This window comes from Exiguobacterium sp. SH1S21, assembly GCF_004337175.1.
GTDB classification, from domain to species: Bacteria; Bacillota; Bacilli; order Exiguobacteriales; family Exiguobacteriaceae; genus Exiguobacterium; species Exiguobacterium aurantiacum_A.
In genome coordinates this window covers 1-13,862 of the sequence record NZ_SJUY01000018.1, presented here as the reverse complement: position 1 = coordinate 13,862, position 13,862 = coordinate 1, and the positions used below count along the sequence as shown (strand labels likewise).

16 protein-coding genes are annotated in these 13,862 nt (G+C 46.7%); 1 reads left to right on the top strand and 15 read right to left on the bottom strand.

Annotation, left to right across the window (positions count from 1 at the left end; translation table 11 throughout):
- Window positions 1-98: 98 nt before the first annotated feature.
- The 12 genes from EVJ24_RS14930 to EVJ24_RS14875 all read right to left on the bottom strand — a co-directional run bounded on the left by EVJ24_RS14930 (window position 99) and on the right by EVJ24_RS14875 (window position 9,138).
- Window positions 99-368, bottom strand: coding sequence for a hypothetical protein (locus EVJ24_RS14930; protein ID WP_131441779.1), 270 nt, complete (start codon window positions 366-368; stop codon window positions 99-101).
- 180 nt (window positions 369-548) lie between these two features.
- On the bottom strand, window positions 549-842 hold the full coding sequence (locus EVJ24_RS14925; RefSeq protein ID WP_131441778.1) for a hypothetical protein: 294 nt from the start codon (window positions 840-842) through the stop codon (window positions 549-551).
- Window positions 839-1,432, bottom strand: a complete 594-nt coding sequence (locus EVJ24_RS14920; RefSeq protein ID WP_131441777.1) for a hypothetical protein — start codon at window positions 1,430-1,432, stop codon at window positions 839-841. The genes EVJ24_RS14925 and EVJ24_RS14920 overlap by 4 nt, the downstream gene beginning before the upstream one ends.
- A gap of 73 nt (window positions 1,433-1,505) precedes the next feature.
- Window positions 1,506-1,823, bottom strand: a complete 318-nt coding sequence (locus EVJ24_RS14915; protein ID WP_131441776.1) for a hypothetical protein — start codon at window positions 1,821-1,823, stop codon at window positions 1,506-1,508.
- A 42-nt stretch (window positions 1,824-1,865) separates the two neighbouring features.
- Complete coding sequence (locus tag EVJ24_RS14910) at window positions 1,866-2,399, bottom strand: ERCC4 domain-containing protein (RefSeq protein WP_131441775.1); 534 nt, start codon at window positions 2,397-2,399, stop codon at window positions 1,866-1,868.
- Window positions 2,399-2,584: a hypothetical protein gene (locus EVJ24_RS14905; protein WP_131441774.1), complete on the bottom strand. Its 186-nt coding sequence runs from the start codon at window positions 2,582-2,584 to the stop codon at window positions 2,399-2,401. The genes EVJ24_RS14910 and EVJ24_RS14905 overlap by 1 nt, the downstream gene beginning before the upstream one ends.
- A complete protein-coding gene (locus tag EVJ24_RS14900) occupies window positions 2,581-3,585 on the bottom strand; it encodes a hypothetical protein (RefSeq protein WP_131441773.1) in 1,005 nt (334 codons plus the stop codon). Before EVJ24_RS14900 ends, EVJ24_RS14905 begins: the two co-directional genes overlap by 4 nt.
- Before the next feature lie 2 nt (window positions 3,586-3,587).
- Window positions 3,588-5,012: a DUF5906 domain-containing protein gene (locus EVJ24_RS14895; RefSeq protein ID WP_145984897.1), complete on the bottom strand. Its 1,425-nt coding sequence runs from the start codon at window positions 5,010-5,012 to the stop codon at window positions 3,588-3,590.
- A 1,345-nt stretch (window positions 5,013-6,357) separates the two neighbouring features.
- Complete coding sequence (locus EVJ24_RS14890) at window positions 6,358-6,957, bottom strand: PBECR4 domain-containing protein (RefSeq protein ID WP_131441771.1); 600 nt, start codon at window positions 6,955-6,957, stop codon at window positions 6,358-6,360.
- A 560-nt stretch (window positions 6,958-7,517) separates the two neighbouring features.
- Complete coding sequence (locus EVJ24_RS14885) at window positions 7,518-8,132, bottom strand: helix-turn-helix domain-containing protein (protein WP_131441770.1); 615 nt, start codon at window positions 8,130-8,132, stop codon at window positions 7,518-7,520.
- A gap of 89 nt (window positions 8,133-8,221) precedes the next feature.
- Window positions 8,222-8,557, bottom strand: coding sequence for a hypothetical protein (locus tag EVJ24_RS14880; protein ID WP_131441769.1), 336 nt, complete (start codon window positions 8,555-8,557; stop codon window positions 8,222-8,224).
- A gap of 5 nt (window positions 8,558-8,562) precedes the next feature.
- Window positions 8,563-9,138 (bottom strand): recombinase family protein, encoded by a 576-nt coding sequence (locus EVJ24_RS14875; protein ID WP_131441768.1) that lies wholly within the window; start codon window positions 9,136-9,138, stop codon window positions 8,563-8,565.
- A gap of 1,703 nt (window positions 9,139-10,841) precedes the next feature.
- Here EVJ24_RS14875 and EVJ24_RS14870 point away from each other — a divergent pair.
- Complete coding sequence (locus EVJ24_RS14870; protein ID WP_131441767.1) at window positions 10,842-11,072, top strand: hypothetical protein; 231 nt, start codon at window positions 10,842-10,844, stop codon at window positions 11,070-11,072.
- A gap of 70 nt (window positions 11,073-11,142) precedes the next feature.
- Here the strand turns inward: EVJ24_RS14870 and EVJ24_RS14865 are convergent, their stop codons facing one another.
- The 3 genes from EVJ24_RS14865 to EVJ24_RS14855 form a co-directional block, all read right to left on the bottom strand.
- Window positions 11,143-11,406 (bottom strand): helix-turn-helix domain-containing protein, encoded by a 264-nt coding sequence (locus EVJ24_RS14865; protein ID WP_131441766.1) that lies wholly within the window; start codon window positions 11,404-11,406, stop codon window positions 11,143-11,145.
- A gap of 83 nt (window positions 11,407-11,489) precedes the next feature.
- Window positions 11,490-11,927 (bottom strand): hypothetical protein, encoded by a 438-nt coding sequence (locus EVJ24_RS14860; RefSeq protein ID WP_131441765.1) that lies wholly within the window; start codon window positions 11,925-11,927, stop codon window positions 11,490-11,492.
- 232 nt (window positions 11,928-12,159) lie between these two features.
- Entirely contained in the window at window positions 12,160-13,533 is a 1,374-nt protein-coding gene (locus tag EVJ24_RS14855) for a hypothetical protein (RefSeq protein WP_145984896.1), read from the bottom strand.
- Window positions 13,534-13,862: the final 329 nt, after the last annotated feature.

Genomic DNA, 13,862 nt, shown 5'->3' with positions numbered 1-13,862 from the left:
TTACTTGCTTGAGTAAGTGTTCGGGTCATCAGTTTGACAGGGCCGCTTACTTGATCCTTCGCTTCAAATCTTGCTACAAAGCGTTTTTCAGCCATTCATCACACCTCGTTTCGTGTTATCCATTCTTCCTCACCCTTCAAGAGCACGTCGTCGATATAGGCTTTATAAGCGGCAATCACATTCGCCTCATAGTTCTCTAAATCATCACCCTGACGTTGCCCTTCCTCTAGCATGAAGCTGTATAGCCGCTTTTTAAGCGCTTTTAAAGAACGAATCCCATTCTCTTCTAAAAGTGAGCGGCGATGCTTCCAAAGGTTTTCAGATTCGGAATCGGTGACGCCTCTAACCGTTTTTTTCATTCTACTCATATCCTCATCTCCATTTCTTATCGTCTACAAGAAAAGAGGGGATACACTCCCCTCCTTCGGTTGTCTATAAAACGGTCATTTCTTGGATGTCCATAACCCGCGCCCCCGAACGTTGGGGAAAGGCGATCTGCTCGACCGACTTCCTCAATATTCCGAAAGGTTTGAGTTTATGGACAGCGTTCATTCGAATAGGCTCGTCTTCACTGATTCGCGGATTGGAACTACTTTCTTCGGGTCCGAGATGTTCGCAACGTGCTTCGAGAGCATTTCTGACAAGTTCTCCGTGTTGTCCCGGTTGTGCTTTTCCATCAACTTGAGTTCCTTTGCTAGTTTCCAGTTGAGGTTTTCAGCGAGGTCCCTTTGCTCCTGGATGCCGTTCCAAGCAACGTCTTTCAAATTGCGTTGCATGTCTGGATTCGCCCAAAGTGCCTTAGCCATACTTTCTGCGGCTGATCGAACGGCTACATAGTTCATTGTTGACTCTCCTTACTAAAAGGGAACAACTTCTGCGTGACGCTGCCATACGCCTGTCGGACGGCTTGCGAGTTCCCTAAAAGCGTATCAGTGCCGTATAAGTTCGCCATATTCGAGCGGGTTTGAGCTTCTTTGACGAACGGCGCTAAACGGCTTGCCTGTTGCTTGATAGCGGCGCGAAACTCTTCCTGATCTGCCATATTCTCCACGAACAAATCGTGAAGTGCTTGGATGTGAGCGGCGGCTTTCGCTTCGTATTTTTCGCGTTGGAAATCACCGAACTCACGGATCGCTTGGTTCTTCGTTTTTTGGAACTGTTGGCTAATCGAATCGAATCCGCCGTTCAACTCGTCCTTGAGCGCGTCGCGTTGTTTGACAAAGTGTTGCTCGAGCTCAGTCAATGCCACTAGATCCGCTTTCGCGTTCTTCATAGCTTCAACGTCCGCTTGTTCACGCGCTACCTCAAATTCTTGGTTAGCTGCTTCTTTTCGTGCTCGTGCATCGTCGATACGGGTATTCGCTTCTTCGAAACGCGCCTCTAGGCTCGCGGCGTAGTCTTTCAGCGTCTCGATATGTTGTAAGTGGTTCACTAGGAACCCTCCTTTGGTCGGTTGTTTTTATTCGGTCGGTTGGTATAATTCAATTGTCTGCAAAGGGATGAGTTCATACTTTGGTCGGTTGTCTCATCTCTTCGCGGTTTTCAAAAGCAATTTCAAGAGCGTTGCGCCGATTTCGGTAACTGTTTTCGACAGTTTCGAGATAACGCAGCGCTTTTTGCATGGTCCGCTCATCGTGACAAAGGAATATTCCATCTGTCGTCACTCCAATTGGAACTTGGTGAACTTTAATCGCGTCATCAAGGAACGCACGCAGCCTACGCCGTGAAATCGAGTTATCTTGAATCCCGAAACGGTCGAGGATTTGCCCAACGCTTAAAGTGTCGCCGTCTTCTAGCATTAACTTCAGTCGTTCTATATTCATCTTTTTCACCTCCTTTCAATGGTGGAACGCCTCGTCCCATCCTTACATCGAAAGTAATGCTTCCCTGAACTGATAATAAAGCCAGTGATACATATAGTGGGCTGCGTCCTCTTTGGCCACATGTTGAACCGGTACATTGTAACGGGCTTCGAACGCCATCAAAGAGCCTGTGAGCGCCTTAGGAGCATACTCCGAGCGGTACTGCTTCCGTATCATACCCGAATAGCTACCATCCTCTACGATGATAATAAGACGTGTATCCCGCCGCTTGGCGCGGCTTAGTTCATTCTCGAAGCGGTTCCGCTCCTTCACCGTCTGGGCGAGCTCATCAAGTGAGTTCTTCCGCTCAATCACCGCGTTCAGGTGTAGCGGGCGGTCAGTAATGCCTTCTGTGGCCGGAATATAAGCCCCGTAATCACCTGCATCAAGCTTGCAAGACTGCCAGGCAATACCGCGACCGTCTAGAAATTCGACAATGTGCTCGTTCTTTTGCTCGCGCGTGTCGATTTTGACAATCATCAACTTGAGTAGGAGATCCACTTCCTTCGCGTCCAGTGTCTGAACGAGTGCTCCCATTAGTTGACTCCTTGTTGTAACGTCCGGATGCCTTTCTTGATTCGCGAGCGGCGTACAGATTCAAGACGCTTCTCGCGATTCCGCTCCCGGTATTCGCGGTCATATTCGCGTCTTCCGATTTTCTCAAGTTCTTTCAACTCTTCATCTGTCATGTTTTCCATTGGTTTGCTTACATCGATAGTCATGTCGTTACCCCTCTCTTCAAATAGGCTTTCACTTCAAAACCGCATTCTTTTGCTCGCTTGAGGATTGCGCCCGCGCCGTTCGTCGGTGTGGCCCGCTCCCAAATGTTTTGAGCTTCGCGCTCTAGCGCGTTGCCTGACTTCGCTTTCTTTCCACCGCCGCCGTCGCATGTTAAGCGGAAGCAATCGAATAAGAACCCTTCATCAATCCCGTCGTTCGTAGCACCTTTTAACGCGCCCGCAAAGGCTATCCATTCAGCGTACCGGCCTTGCCCTGATGACAACTCGCCTGTCACGTTCAAGTGGCTTGTGAGGTCTTCTATCACCTTCATTTGCGCCCGTTTGACTTCATCCGGAGCAATAACTGAAATCGATTGGGGATGCACTCTCTCGTTGGGCTTGGATACTTGTTCGTTCGGAAGCTTCCTCATCTCGTCAATTAACACGCGAAAATCTTGATGGCCTTTCGGCTGCAGTTCTTGGAAGTCGTACCCGCCGAGCATGATCCGATTGATTTCAACGCTCGCGCGGTCGAAATTCGTTTCGGGGATGCCTGTATACGCGGCGATGGTCCGCATCAGCTTCCGGATGAATCGCTTGCGGTCGTCCAGATTCATGTCCGCGAGATTCATCACCTTGAAGTCGTAAAGAATCCGGAAACCCGCTCGCGATAGCGTCGTGTATGTCGCATACGCGCCGAGTTCGGCAAGTTGTCCCATGATGTCGTTCGTGAGCGGATGACCGTCCACGTCGAGAAATACATAGTTTGATGAACCGACAACAAAGTGCGTCGTCGCGTCGATTACAGGGAGTGAATCGAGGTTTTTCAGCTCGATGCCCCACTCCGGGAACGTCCGGATCACCTTACAAACAAGGGCTTTCTGTTCTTTCAAACCCTCGCATGGTCCGGCCGTTCCTACCTCACCTTTGTAGTGGAACTGCAGGAGACGCTCGAGCGTGCCGTCTGCCGCGTCGTCTAATCGAATTTTAAATAGCGTCAGCATCGTTAGAACGCCCCTTTCAACTCGTCTCCAACTTCCTCTTGTTCTAACTCTTCAACCGTCTTCAGTTCGCGCGGACGGTCTCCAGCGGCCCAGAAGAGGGCGTTGACCCGAATCTCTCCACCGATACGCTTTCGTTTGTCGCGAGTCAGTGCTTGAACCTGCATAATGCGCGCCATGTTTTGAGTGAGTCGTGACTGGGGGAGCACTTTTTTGAGGTTATTGTCTGCTGCCCATTTGTCATAAAGCCCTTTGTACCCTTTCGTTTCTAGCAATTCGAGCTCATCATGTAGTTCTATCAGCGAAATCAACTTGTCGCGGTTATCCGCTACAAAATCGTGAAGGTCGTCCGTCTGCTCGATCATCATCGTTAGCGCATTCTTCCCTGCCTTACTCACTTCGTATTCAGATGGGAAGCTCGACCAGCTGCGCATCACCTCGAACAAGGCGTTCGCTAGTTCTTGAGCCAATTTCGACTTGCTTTCATGCGAGGTCATCAGCGAGCGGACCAACTTCGTAAACTCCTTGCTGTTCTTATGAAAGACCACTGTTGAGACCCGTCTCTCAAGCCCTTCACGGCCGCCGGACGGTTTGAGTAAGTTGTTACCGCAAACAAGCACTTGCGCCTGTATTTGCGCTTCTACGCCCTCAGGAGCGAACTTCTTATCAATGACGGTCCGCGTATGGGTTGTAAGCCGTTTGAGGTTCGTATCGTCGAACTTCTCGCTACTCGACTCATCCACGAACACCATTCCACGCCCCTCTAACGTCGATAGGATGCGTGTATCGCCACGAATGACGCTCCACTCTACCGCTTTCGCTCCGTCGCCTATAACAGTGCTTAGAAGCTCCCCTAGCGTCGATTTGCCGCACCCGCTCTGTCCATAGAAGAACAAGAAGCGGTCCGAAAGGTTCGTTCGAGTCCCGGCCGCGAATACAAAACGTGCCAGGTTGCGAATGAGTGTGTCGTCCTCGTTCGATACGTTGATAGATTCGATAAACTGAGCCAGTTCCTCCGACTTCATCGGCTCAGTCGTGTAGTTCACGCCGAGTTGGAACCGGAATCCCTTGCGTTTAATCTCCTGCAGATCCGTGAGCTCGTTCCCCGTCATCGGATTGAATACGCCGTTCTTAAAGTTCATGTAACCGCCTGTTTCGTGAGCCGTTTGATATAACAGCCGCCCAACGAGCGGGAGGTCTTTAATAAGGCGGTCGATGATGTTCTTCGTCACGTTCACGCTGTCGTATGACTTCAACTCGAACCGCTTCAGTTGCTCACCGATCCACCGCTTCGTCTTGTCTGAATCTGTCGGAGCGTGCTCCCAACAACGCTTTCGAGCATCGTACATATAGAACAAACCGTTCGCATCGGTCAGAACGTCTTTTTGTTCGACCAGAAAGGCTGTAAAGGCCAGTACATCAAGCTCCATCACCGCGTTGCTGGTTTGCGTCGCGGGCTTTTTCTCTCGTAAAAATCTCGAACCATCCATCCTCTCACCTCTGTTTCTTCGTAATTTGACAACAAAAAAGGCAGCTACGTTGCACACGTAACCACCTCAAAACAGATCTATGTATTAAATCAGCTGGATGCTAAAAAAGTTTAGATTCCACCCCAAAACGGGTATAGAATCGCATTGTTCATACACCTAAAAAAAGGCGTAGAACCGCATCACACAAACGTTTCCAAACTTACCAATGCGGAATATGGAGTATTTCGACATTTGTCCGTGTCGAATACTTGGACGTTTTTTGTTCTTGATTTGCAGTCCATCGCATTGTAAAGTAGGTAATGTAAGAAGTATCCCTTGTCCGGGAACTTTTAGCCAATTTAATACGTGTTCTGTTCCAAAATGATTGTTGTCCGCAATCGGTTTTGAACACGCATGGGAGTAAGCATCTTGCCGGAGCTTGCTCTTTTTTTGTGCTTTCTGGCAACGTTTCAGTTGCCACTCTTTAATCATAAATCACCCATATTTAGTTTTGCAATCCTTGTTATTTGTAAAACGTTGTAAAAGACAATCGCTTTCACCATAAAACCGCTATATCATCCGTTTTGAGACGAGATATGAAATAGAATTAAAATTTTAAGGCTTCACCTATACAGAACATCAAAGTTTTATCTATATAGTCACAAGTTAATTGAGTCAATGATATCTTCCAGATCCGAAAGGGTCTTTTTTTATTGGGGATACACTTCTCGACAACGCCCTCTGTGCACACTTTTGTACACACTTTTTAGCATTTGTGCACACCGTTGTGAACGAAAAAACCGCTCAATACCAACGATTTAACAGGGGTGTTCACACTGTGCACACTTTTTCTCTATACATATATATACGTAATATATTATTTTTTTATCTCTACGCAATAAATAATAAAAAAGTGTGTACAGTGTGAACGGTGGCTATAAAATGGCTCTATACCAACGTTTAATCCGTTCACAAAATGAAAAAACAAGTGTGAACAGGTGTGAACAGTGTGTACAAAAGTGTGTACGGGGAGAAATAGAAGTGGTGCAACTGTGGGTCTGTCACGACGAAACTCGAGAAAAGTGTATCCCCTATTTCAATTACCGTATTTTATGCAGAATTTTATGCAAAAAGAAGTAGCGAGCGGCGCGGATCTACCGCGTCGAAATCGCCTGGTTGAGCGGATGCATAGAATTATGTATAGACGATAAAAAAAGACCGCTCCTGAAACGGCTCTGTTGAGCGGTTTTCAAGTGCGGTCCGGTTTACATAATGAAGTATTATCAGAAAAAAGTGAATTATTTATTCATATTTCTTCGATTAATACGTCTGTTATTCTCAAAGGTAAATATTTCGCCTGCATACTCGAAGAATTTAAAATATGATCAGAGATGCTAACCGGTTTATATGTAAACTTATCGGGACCGGTTTGTCGTAATTCCAAAAGATAACTGGTATCAGAATTATCTTTTCTGAAAACCATATCTACCCCTCTACTCTTAAAACCTCGATTCGATTCCTTTTGGGTTAATTTGATTTCACATTTCCATTCATAGAACATTTGATAAAAGAATGGTAAGAGTTCAAATCTTTTTTTGAATTCTTCGAAAGACTTTTTATCAGCTTTTTTCAAGTACTCAAAGTCCCATTTCCCACTCAAAAGAAAATCGTATTGTTTAGTAGCTTGTTTTGTAGGGAGGTTATTCCAATATTGAAGTCCAATTAAGTGAGGGAAATTATCTCTTCTGAATTCTATTTTTATTGATTTGATTTTACCTTGTGAGTTTATGTAAGTGTATCTTCTATTAACAATCTCTCTATCGAAGAAAAGGATGAATTGATGTAGATCCATTTCCTCAATATCCTGAAATTGAGTGAAGTTTCTAAAAAAATCTACCGTGTACACAGCTTCTCATCCTTTCACATAAAAAAAAGTCCTGACCTTATGCCCTATTTTAAGCATTAAGTCAGAACCTAAGAATTAATTAAAAAAATTAATGGTGGGCCCGTCTGCGCCTTAGGGCAATAGCATTCGCAGTATTCTTTTCCCTTGTTTTTACAAGGCCGCTGCACCGGAGCAGGTCCCCATTCTAACCCGCTAGCTTAGCTTTCAGTATTCGCTTCAACATGATTGGTTTTAAAGACCTAGATTGTTTGCATAGTTTTTTGTAGGCGTGGCTTTTGATTGTTTTGTTTAGACAAACAGCCAAATCCTAATAAAGGTGTTTGGGTTCGTCAAATCAACTAATCTTTAAGATGGTTCGTACGCGGTTTTTCGTAGAAACGGCGTGACAACCTACAAAAAATAGAAACTAACTCTAGGATCGATGTCGAAGAATTCTACCGAAGCCGTATCGTATTCTATCCAATTGGATAGGATACTTATTTATTTTATACCCTAATTAGACAAAAAAAACAACATATCGGCACGCGGAGTGGGAGTTTTAAGTAACTCATCGATAAAAATTAATTATTGTATTTTTCCATCAAATCTTTTAGTGCCAATTGAATAATCGTACCTTTATCAAGGTTTCTCTCATCACAAAAATTATCGAACGTCTCGAGCGTCTTTTTGTCGGTCGATATTGTCCGACGCGTCTTAGATCCACCCTCAAGCTTCAACTCGTATTCGCGTTGAGCGAGCTCGGCCCGGCCGAGTCCAGTCTCGTTACGCTGCACATTTTCGAGAACTTGAAGCAACTGGGGAGCGGCGTCTACGAGTTTGAGCAACCGATCTACCTTGTCCTCGTTGGTGAATACGTTCATCATACGCTCACCAACTTGGTGATTACGTGATGAATCCGTTAACCAGTCTTGGTGAATCACTGGTGAATCGATTAACGAGTAGTCGTCATGCGATTCTTTTCTTCGGTGGTGAACGAATGGTGAATCCAGTAACACCGCGTCAAGTGGCTCTTTCCCCTTGCCTGAGAAGGTGTATCCCCTGCTCTTCCCTTCATAGGTATAACCATGTGATTTCAATGCGCGACTAATCACGGCCGGGTCACGACCGTAGAGGGCCGCAATCTCTTTCACCTTCTTGCCTTGTGCGATCAGCTCGAAAAATTCGCCTATCGTCATGCAGATCACTCCTTTGTCTTGAGTGTAAAGGTTCGCGTTCTTCTTGCAAACAAAAAAAGAGAGGATGCACCTCTCTCGTGTTTGTCTGTTCAGCATGGAATTTTGAGCGCTCCGGATTGGGCCCGTTGGATTAGCTCCTCGCGTCCTTCGTTTGTGATGACGAATACAGATGACGCGCCAGTTTTCACGCCCGTTAAAGTAGTTCGTTTGAGCGTTCCGTCGAGGATGGTGACTTGAAGCTTCTCGTCTCGTTTTGCTTGCTCTTCTTTTACATCAATCATTGTATAAGAACGGAAGAGGTCGAGAAGGTCGTAGTATTCTTTCGTCTCGATGCCCATCGATTCAAGCCGTTCCTCGAATTTCTCGAGTTTAGAGAAGTATTGATCCATGAGTTGTTCTTTACCAGTTTTGATTGTTGTCCGCATTTTAATTACTCTCCTTTTTCTTCGTTTATGATTTTGTACACGGTGCTTCTGCCGATGTTGTATTCTTTCGCGAGTTCGCTAGCACTTACGCCGCGTTCGTATAACTGCCGTACGCGCTCCTTAGTGGACTCCTTCAACGCAGGACGTCCTCCAAGTCTACCTTGCACTTTGGCGCTCTCTAAGCCCGCTCTCGTGCGTTCTGCGATAAGGTTGCGCTCGAACTCCGCAAATACTGCAATCATCCCGAACATGGCCTTGCCGGTGGCCGTCTTCGTGTCGATGTTGTCCTGGAGCGAGACGAAATTCACTTTGCGTTCGTCCAGTAGCTCCGCGATCTCATGTAGCTGCTTCACGGAACGGGCCAAGCGGTCCAAGCGATACACGACGAATGTATCCCCTGCTCGCAACACCGTTGGGTCTAGCGCTTTCGATAGTTCGGTCCGATTGACTCGGGTCCCGCTCGCCTTTTCTTCGAATATCTTGAGTTCTCCCTTTTGCCGAAGGGCGTACTCTTCAATAGCTCGAATCTGCGAGTCTAGGTTCTGATCTTGCGTGGATACACGTACATAACCAATTATCATGGCTTCACTCCCTTGTCTATAAACTCATACGTTTTGTGACAACTTCAGTATAGACGGGTTAATAGACAAAAACAACCCCTTTTTAAAAGTTTTTCCGCTTTTGTTTCTGTCGGTTATGGACGTCTATAAAACATTCGTTTTGTGGAGAATGCTTTGGAGACCGGTTGATATAATTTATTGGGTTTTGATAATGAGTAAAAGTCCTCTATATCAGTGTTGTAAGAGGAGAGAAAAACACATTTTTTTTAACGCGCGACAGGAGTAGGACCTACTATCTCTAAATGTCGAAACGCGGAGGTGATTTTCTCATGAAACGATCTGAAAAGAATAAAAACAAGATTTGGAGGAGCAATTTGCTTAAAACTTCAAAAGTGCTCTATGAAGTTTATAGATTGATTGAGTTCTTGACTCGATTCTAAATTAGTATTTTTTAGTAAGCCTGGCTAACCAATCCAACTTTGGATTCGTTGCCGGGCTCTTTTTAGGGTGTCTGATTTGTCCGGATAGGGTCGATTGTATCGAGGGCATTTTTAGGGCCTCCAAAATCTCCAGGTGGGGTCATTAGTAATGACGGCATAGGGATGTCATTGGTGCTGACTCCCTTTTAGGGTCTGCAAAATCTGCAATGAGGGCATGTTTCGTCCCATCATCCCCTTTTTAGGGCCTCTGATTTCTCTGATTATGTAGTGATTTGTAGTAGCCGCTCCTTTTATATAGTGTTCTAAATTCTACATGGCTAACGTTTGGTTAGGCTTGCCTCCTCTTTTTATGGACTGTAAAACCTGTAACGGATCTACGCGAGTGGGTTCAGGTTTGTTCAGGTCCTGGACTAAGCAATCATTAGTTCAGGGGATACATCTCCTCAAAATTGAGGGGGTCTATACGTAGCGGAACCTCAGCATTTCTCAGCATCCGCCCATTCCTCATTATTGAGGGCTGACCATTACTCGAACCTCAACAATCCTCAACATCAAAACCCAGATTTGGTTTTTGACCCCTCCGCTCTCTAAATCTTTTTATGTCATGTTTTGTCATGTTCTCTAAAGAATGAACGTCAAGTTTTTTCAAGTTTTGAACGGAGGTTTTCGGCGGGCCTTACGGCCGGGAGTGTCATCATTTGTCAACGTCCCTATATAGAATCGACGTAAGGTTTTGTAAGGTTCTCGATGTCAATCGCTCCAGCACGTTTGTGTTGGATCGTCGCGTCTCATCCTTTGTCGGACGCGCTTCTTGGCAATCCCGGCGTCAAATAGATGCCGCCCCAAAATTGGCATTAGTTGTCCTTAAAGAATCGAGGATAAGTTTTGCTAAGTTCTTAGAGGGTCGAGGTGGGGTTTTGTGGGGTCATTAAGTTCTAACATTAGAAACTAAATGTTCTAACTGTAGAATTTATATCTTCTAACATTAGAATATTTAAGTTCTAACCTTAGAATAAAATAGCCGCCGCGCGTTCCCCATTGGCACCGTTTATAGACGTAGTTTATAGACAGGTGCGTAGATGGGCACTCTCTCGATTGGCAGCTAGATCCGGACGAAATAATATTCGCGACACCTTACCCTAACCTCCCCCTTTTTCGCGACAATAATCTCTAAAGGTTCGAATCAATCTTTCGACCCTCCGAGTCTTTTCCGAGTAATTGCGCTTGCGTCAGAATCGTTGCATTATTGAGTTGTCGGACCAAACTTCAAAAGGGGCGGGAACAATGGCGGCCAGTAAACGGATGAGGCAATCGGTGGAGTGGACAGAGGAAATGCACGAGCGGTTACGGTGGCGATTCGAGGATAACGAGGTAATCTTTTGCGTAGAGAAAATGGAGACGTGGCGCATCCTGTTACATATCAAGAGTAAGGGCGATCTGTACCGCGTATGGTTCAACTACGGCAAGGGACTTGGACGTATTCAACAACTGGAAGAAACAACGGCGGGGAGTTAACCCGCCTTTTTTTGTCGAATTACCTTTCGTATGATCCGCTCCACATCTTCTTCGGACATGACCGAAATTTTCATTTCCACACTTCGCTTACGCTTTCTTGCTTCTCTAACCATTCCTCGAGTGAACTTCTTCTAATTCGAATTAGTGCTCCGATTCGAAGGATAGGGAGTCCTTTTTCGCGTATTAATCGTATGACCGTACTGCGACCTAGACCTAATAGTTCGCTCACTTCGTCAATGGATAGATAACTCTCCGGTTCTACCTTGTAGTTCGTTAGCGCCTCATAGACGGCATCACGAATAAGCCGTTTCAATTCTGCCTCGTTGATAATCATTTGGTTTCCTCCTTATAATCTGGTAGGTGAAATACAGGGGATACACTTCTCTAAAAAAAGAGGAAACCGCTCGCGGCTCCCCTTCACTGGAATGCTTCTTCAATCAAATCGAGTAGCTCGTTCTTGCTCTTGTAATAGCTTTTCCGGTCGAGTCGTAGCTTCAGCATCAGTTGATTATTGTTCAAGCCAAGCTTCGGATTGTAGAGTCCCTCCCATATCTCGATGAGGTGACCAGGCATCACGTCACGGAAGTTGTCGAAGATTTCGAGCTCCCTTTTCGCAAAGTCGAGTTCGGTTTTCAGTTCCGCGATACGGGCCGTCGGGTTCTTCGTCCCGGCTTCCTTCACGGTGTCGTAATCGTAACTTGAGACGAGCGTCTTGCTCTCGATCTGGTCGATGTGAAGCTGAATGCTTCTGATTCGGCTAGGGAGTACATAATACTTTTTGAGGATACGCCCGAGCTTCCTACTGCGTGATCGGTTCGTCGTTTCGGCTGCGTGTATTGTCTCGATGGCATTCATAGAGAAGTGTATCCTCCCTGTGTTGTTAGTTTCTCTTTTGAACGGATGGTTCCCTGTGTCGATGCATCTCAGCGCGTTTCAGGTGGCACATTTCGTGCCAAAACGGTGAAATCACTGGCACAGGGCGTGCCATTTCCGCTGTTTTCGTGCTATCAGGGAAACACTAGGCCCCGCCTAGTCTATCGCGACAAGTGATAGCAGTTTCCCCTTATGCTCTTTGGACGCTAAATTATCAGATCGCCCCTTTTAACCGCAGTTCATTCGCGATAGCTTTTCCGATGGCGTTGATGTCCGATTCTTGACGAACGTGGAACGTATTGCCCGTTACAAGTACCTGTCCGCCTGACCGTCCGGCCGCTTGTGCGGGTACAATTTCTTCACCTTTGTGGAGTTCGGCAACATATCCATCGTAAGGAACGTAAGATAGTCCCGCGCGATGCGAGCCGCGAATGCGTCCATGATTTTCAACGAGTGGATCGAAGCCGAATGAGTTTTTCATTGTTTCCTTTGCACCGCTCCAAAGCTCAGGGTCGATAACAGGCGCCAACTGTTTGAGGAACGGACCGTAATCACCGCCGCCGTCAAACTTGAATGTTTCTTCACCAGTCAAGGCGCGAAGGAAGGGTTTCCCGTTCATGTTTTCGGACAACCAAGATCCACCTTTTCCTAAAGCGTCGAAAGCTCCAGCGATAGTATCGATCCCGTTCGCGATTCCTTCCATCGACTTCCCGAGATTGACGAACGCACTTGCGAGCGAGGCGTTATCTTCCCCTGCCATCAAATCGATGAATTCTTTCCCCGCGCCCCAAGCCGAATGCATCATCTCGGAGGCGCCGGACCATGTCTCCTTCGCCCAGCCTTCCACATCAGACCACGACAAGTTGAGGTCATCGACATAATCAAGGCTACGTTGGAACATGGCTGCCATACCGCCACCCATTTCACCAACGAATCGAGAAACTTCCTGACCCCCAAGCGTGGCGTTCAATTGCTTGAGCGGGTCTTTCAATTTGCTCAAGATGCCCTCGCCACTGTCGGCGAACAATTTCAAGGAGTTGGACTTAAAGAGTTCCCACTGGGCATACGCCGAATCATTGACTTCCGAAACGTATTGCGCCGTGTAACCCATCTTATCCAGCGTCTTATCAACCGCGTTCAAGTTCTGTTGCCAACCCGCACTACTGTCGAATCCGCTCTCACGAAGCGTCTTCTTCGAGATGTTGAAGCGGTCTGCAATCGACGCAATGTCGCCACTCAAGGCTTCACGCATCGAGAAGGATGCCCCTTCCATGCCCTCGAGCGGGTTCGAGGCGGCAAGCCGTTCGTTGACGTTCATCATCCGTGAAATCTCACTGAAGTCTTTCGTCACGGGTAAGAATGTTGTTGCGGCAGCCGCAAAGTCTTTCTCGGAGAACATCGAGGTCATGGCCTTGTCTTGCACCATGCCGAACAGTTCTTTCCCCTTGTCTTTATCAGCGAGCAACGCGCCCATCTGCATCTGGCTCAATTCTTTGCTCATTGCACCACCGATAACCATGTCTCCAAGCTTCCAGGCTCCAAATGCCGCGCCCGCGCCTGCAATCAATGCAGGTAGGCTCGTAAGCATTCCAGTGAGTCGAGAAACACCGCCCAGAACGCCCTTAGTGGCCCATACGCCCGCGCTTCCGAATGAACGGAACGATGAACCTGCGCCAGATAGGGAACTCTTCATGCGTGAAACAGAGCTATCTACTTCACGAGAAGAACGGCTAAACATCTTCTGATCGCGTTCAGCGTCTTTCATATACTTGGCCAAAGTAGACGTTTCTTTACTTGCTTGAGTAAGTGTTCGGGTCATCAGTTTGACAGGGCCGCTTACTTGATCCTTCGCTTCAAATCTTGCTACAAAGCGTTTTTCAGCCATTCATCACACCTCGTTTCGTGTTATCCATTCTT

Bases quoted from the DNA above. Each gene is read 5' to 3' on its own strand.
- EVJ24_RS14895 (WP_145984897.1), bottom strand. From the start codon at position 5,012: ATGGAGCTTGATGTACTGGCCTTTACAGCCTTTCTGGTCGAACAAAAA.
- EVJ24_RS14905 (WP_131441774.1), bottom strand. From the start codon at position 2,584: ATGACTATCGATGTAAGCAAACCAATGGAAAACATGACAGATGAAGAG.
- EVJ24_RS14855 (WP_145984896.1), bottom strand. From the start codon at position 13,533: ATGCTTACGAGCCTACCTGCATTGATTGCAGGCGCGGGCGCGGCATTT.
- EVJ24_RS14885 (WP_131441770.1), bottom strand. From the start codon at position 8,132: ATGACGATAGGCGAATTTTTCGAGCTGATCGCACAAGGCAAGAAGGTG.
- EVJ24_RS14880 (WP_131441769.1), bottom strand. From the start codon at position 8,557: ATGCGGACAACAATCAAAACTGGTAAAGAACAACTCATGGATCAATAC.
- EVJ24_RS14930 (WP_131441779.1), bottom strand. From the start codon at position 368: ATGAGTAGAATGAAAAAAACGGTTAGAGGCGTCACCGATTCCGAATCT.
- EVJ24_RS14915 (WP_131441776.1), bottom strand. From the start codon at position 1,823: ATGAATATAGAACGACTGAAGTTAATGCTAGAAGACGGCGACACTTTA.
- EVJ24_RS14875 (WP_131441768.1), bottom strand. From the start codon at position 9,138: ATGATAATTGGTTATGTACGTGTATCCACGCAAGATCAGAACCTAGAC.
- EVJ24_RS14870 (WP_131441767.1), top strand. From the start codon at position 10,842: ATGGCGGCCAGTAAACGGATGAGGCAATCGGTGGAGTGGACAGAGGAA.
- EVJ24_RS14925 (WP_131441778.1), bottom strand. From the start codon at position 842: ATGAACTATGTAGCCGTTCGATCAGCCGCAGAAAGTATGGCTAAGGCA.
- EVJ24_RS14910 (WP_131441775.1), bottom strand. From the start codon at position 2,399: ATGGGAGCACTCGTTCAGACACTGGACGCGAAGGAAGTGGATCTCCTA.
- EVJ24_RS14865 (WP_131441766.1), bottom strand. From the start codon at position 11,406: ATGATTATCAACGAGGCAGAATTGAAACGGCTTATTCGTGATGCCGTC.
- EVJ24_RS14860 (WP_131441765.1), bottom strand. From the start codon at position 11,927: ATGAATGCCATCGAGACAATACACGCAGCCGAAACGACGAACCGATCA.
- EVJ24_RS14900 (WP_131441773.1), bottom strand. From the start codon at position 3,585: ATGCTGACGCTATTTAAAATTCGATTAGACGACGCGGCAGACGGCACG.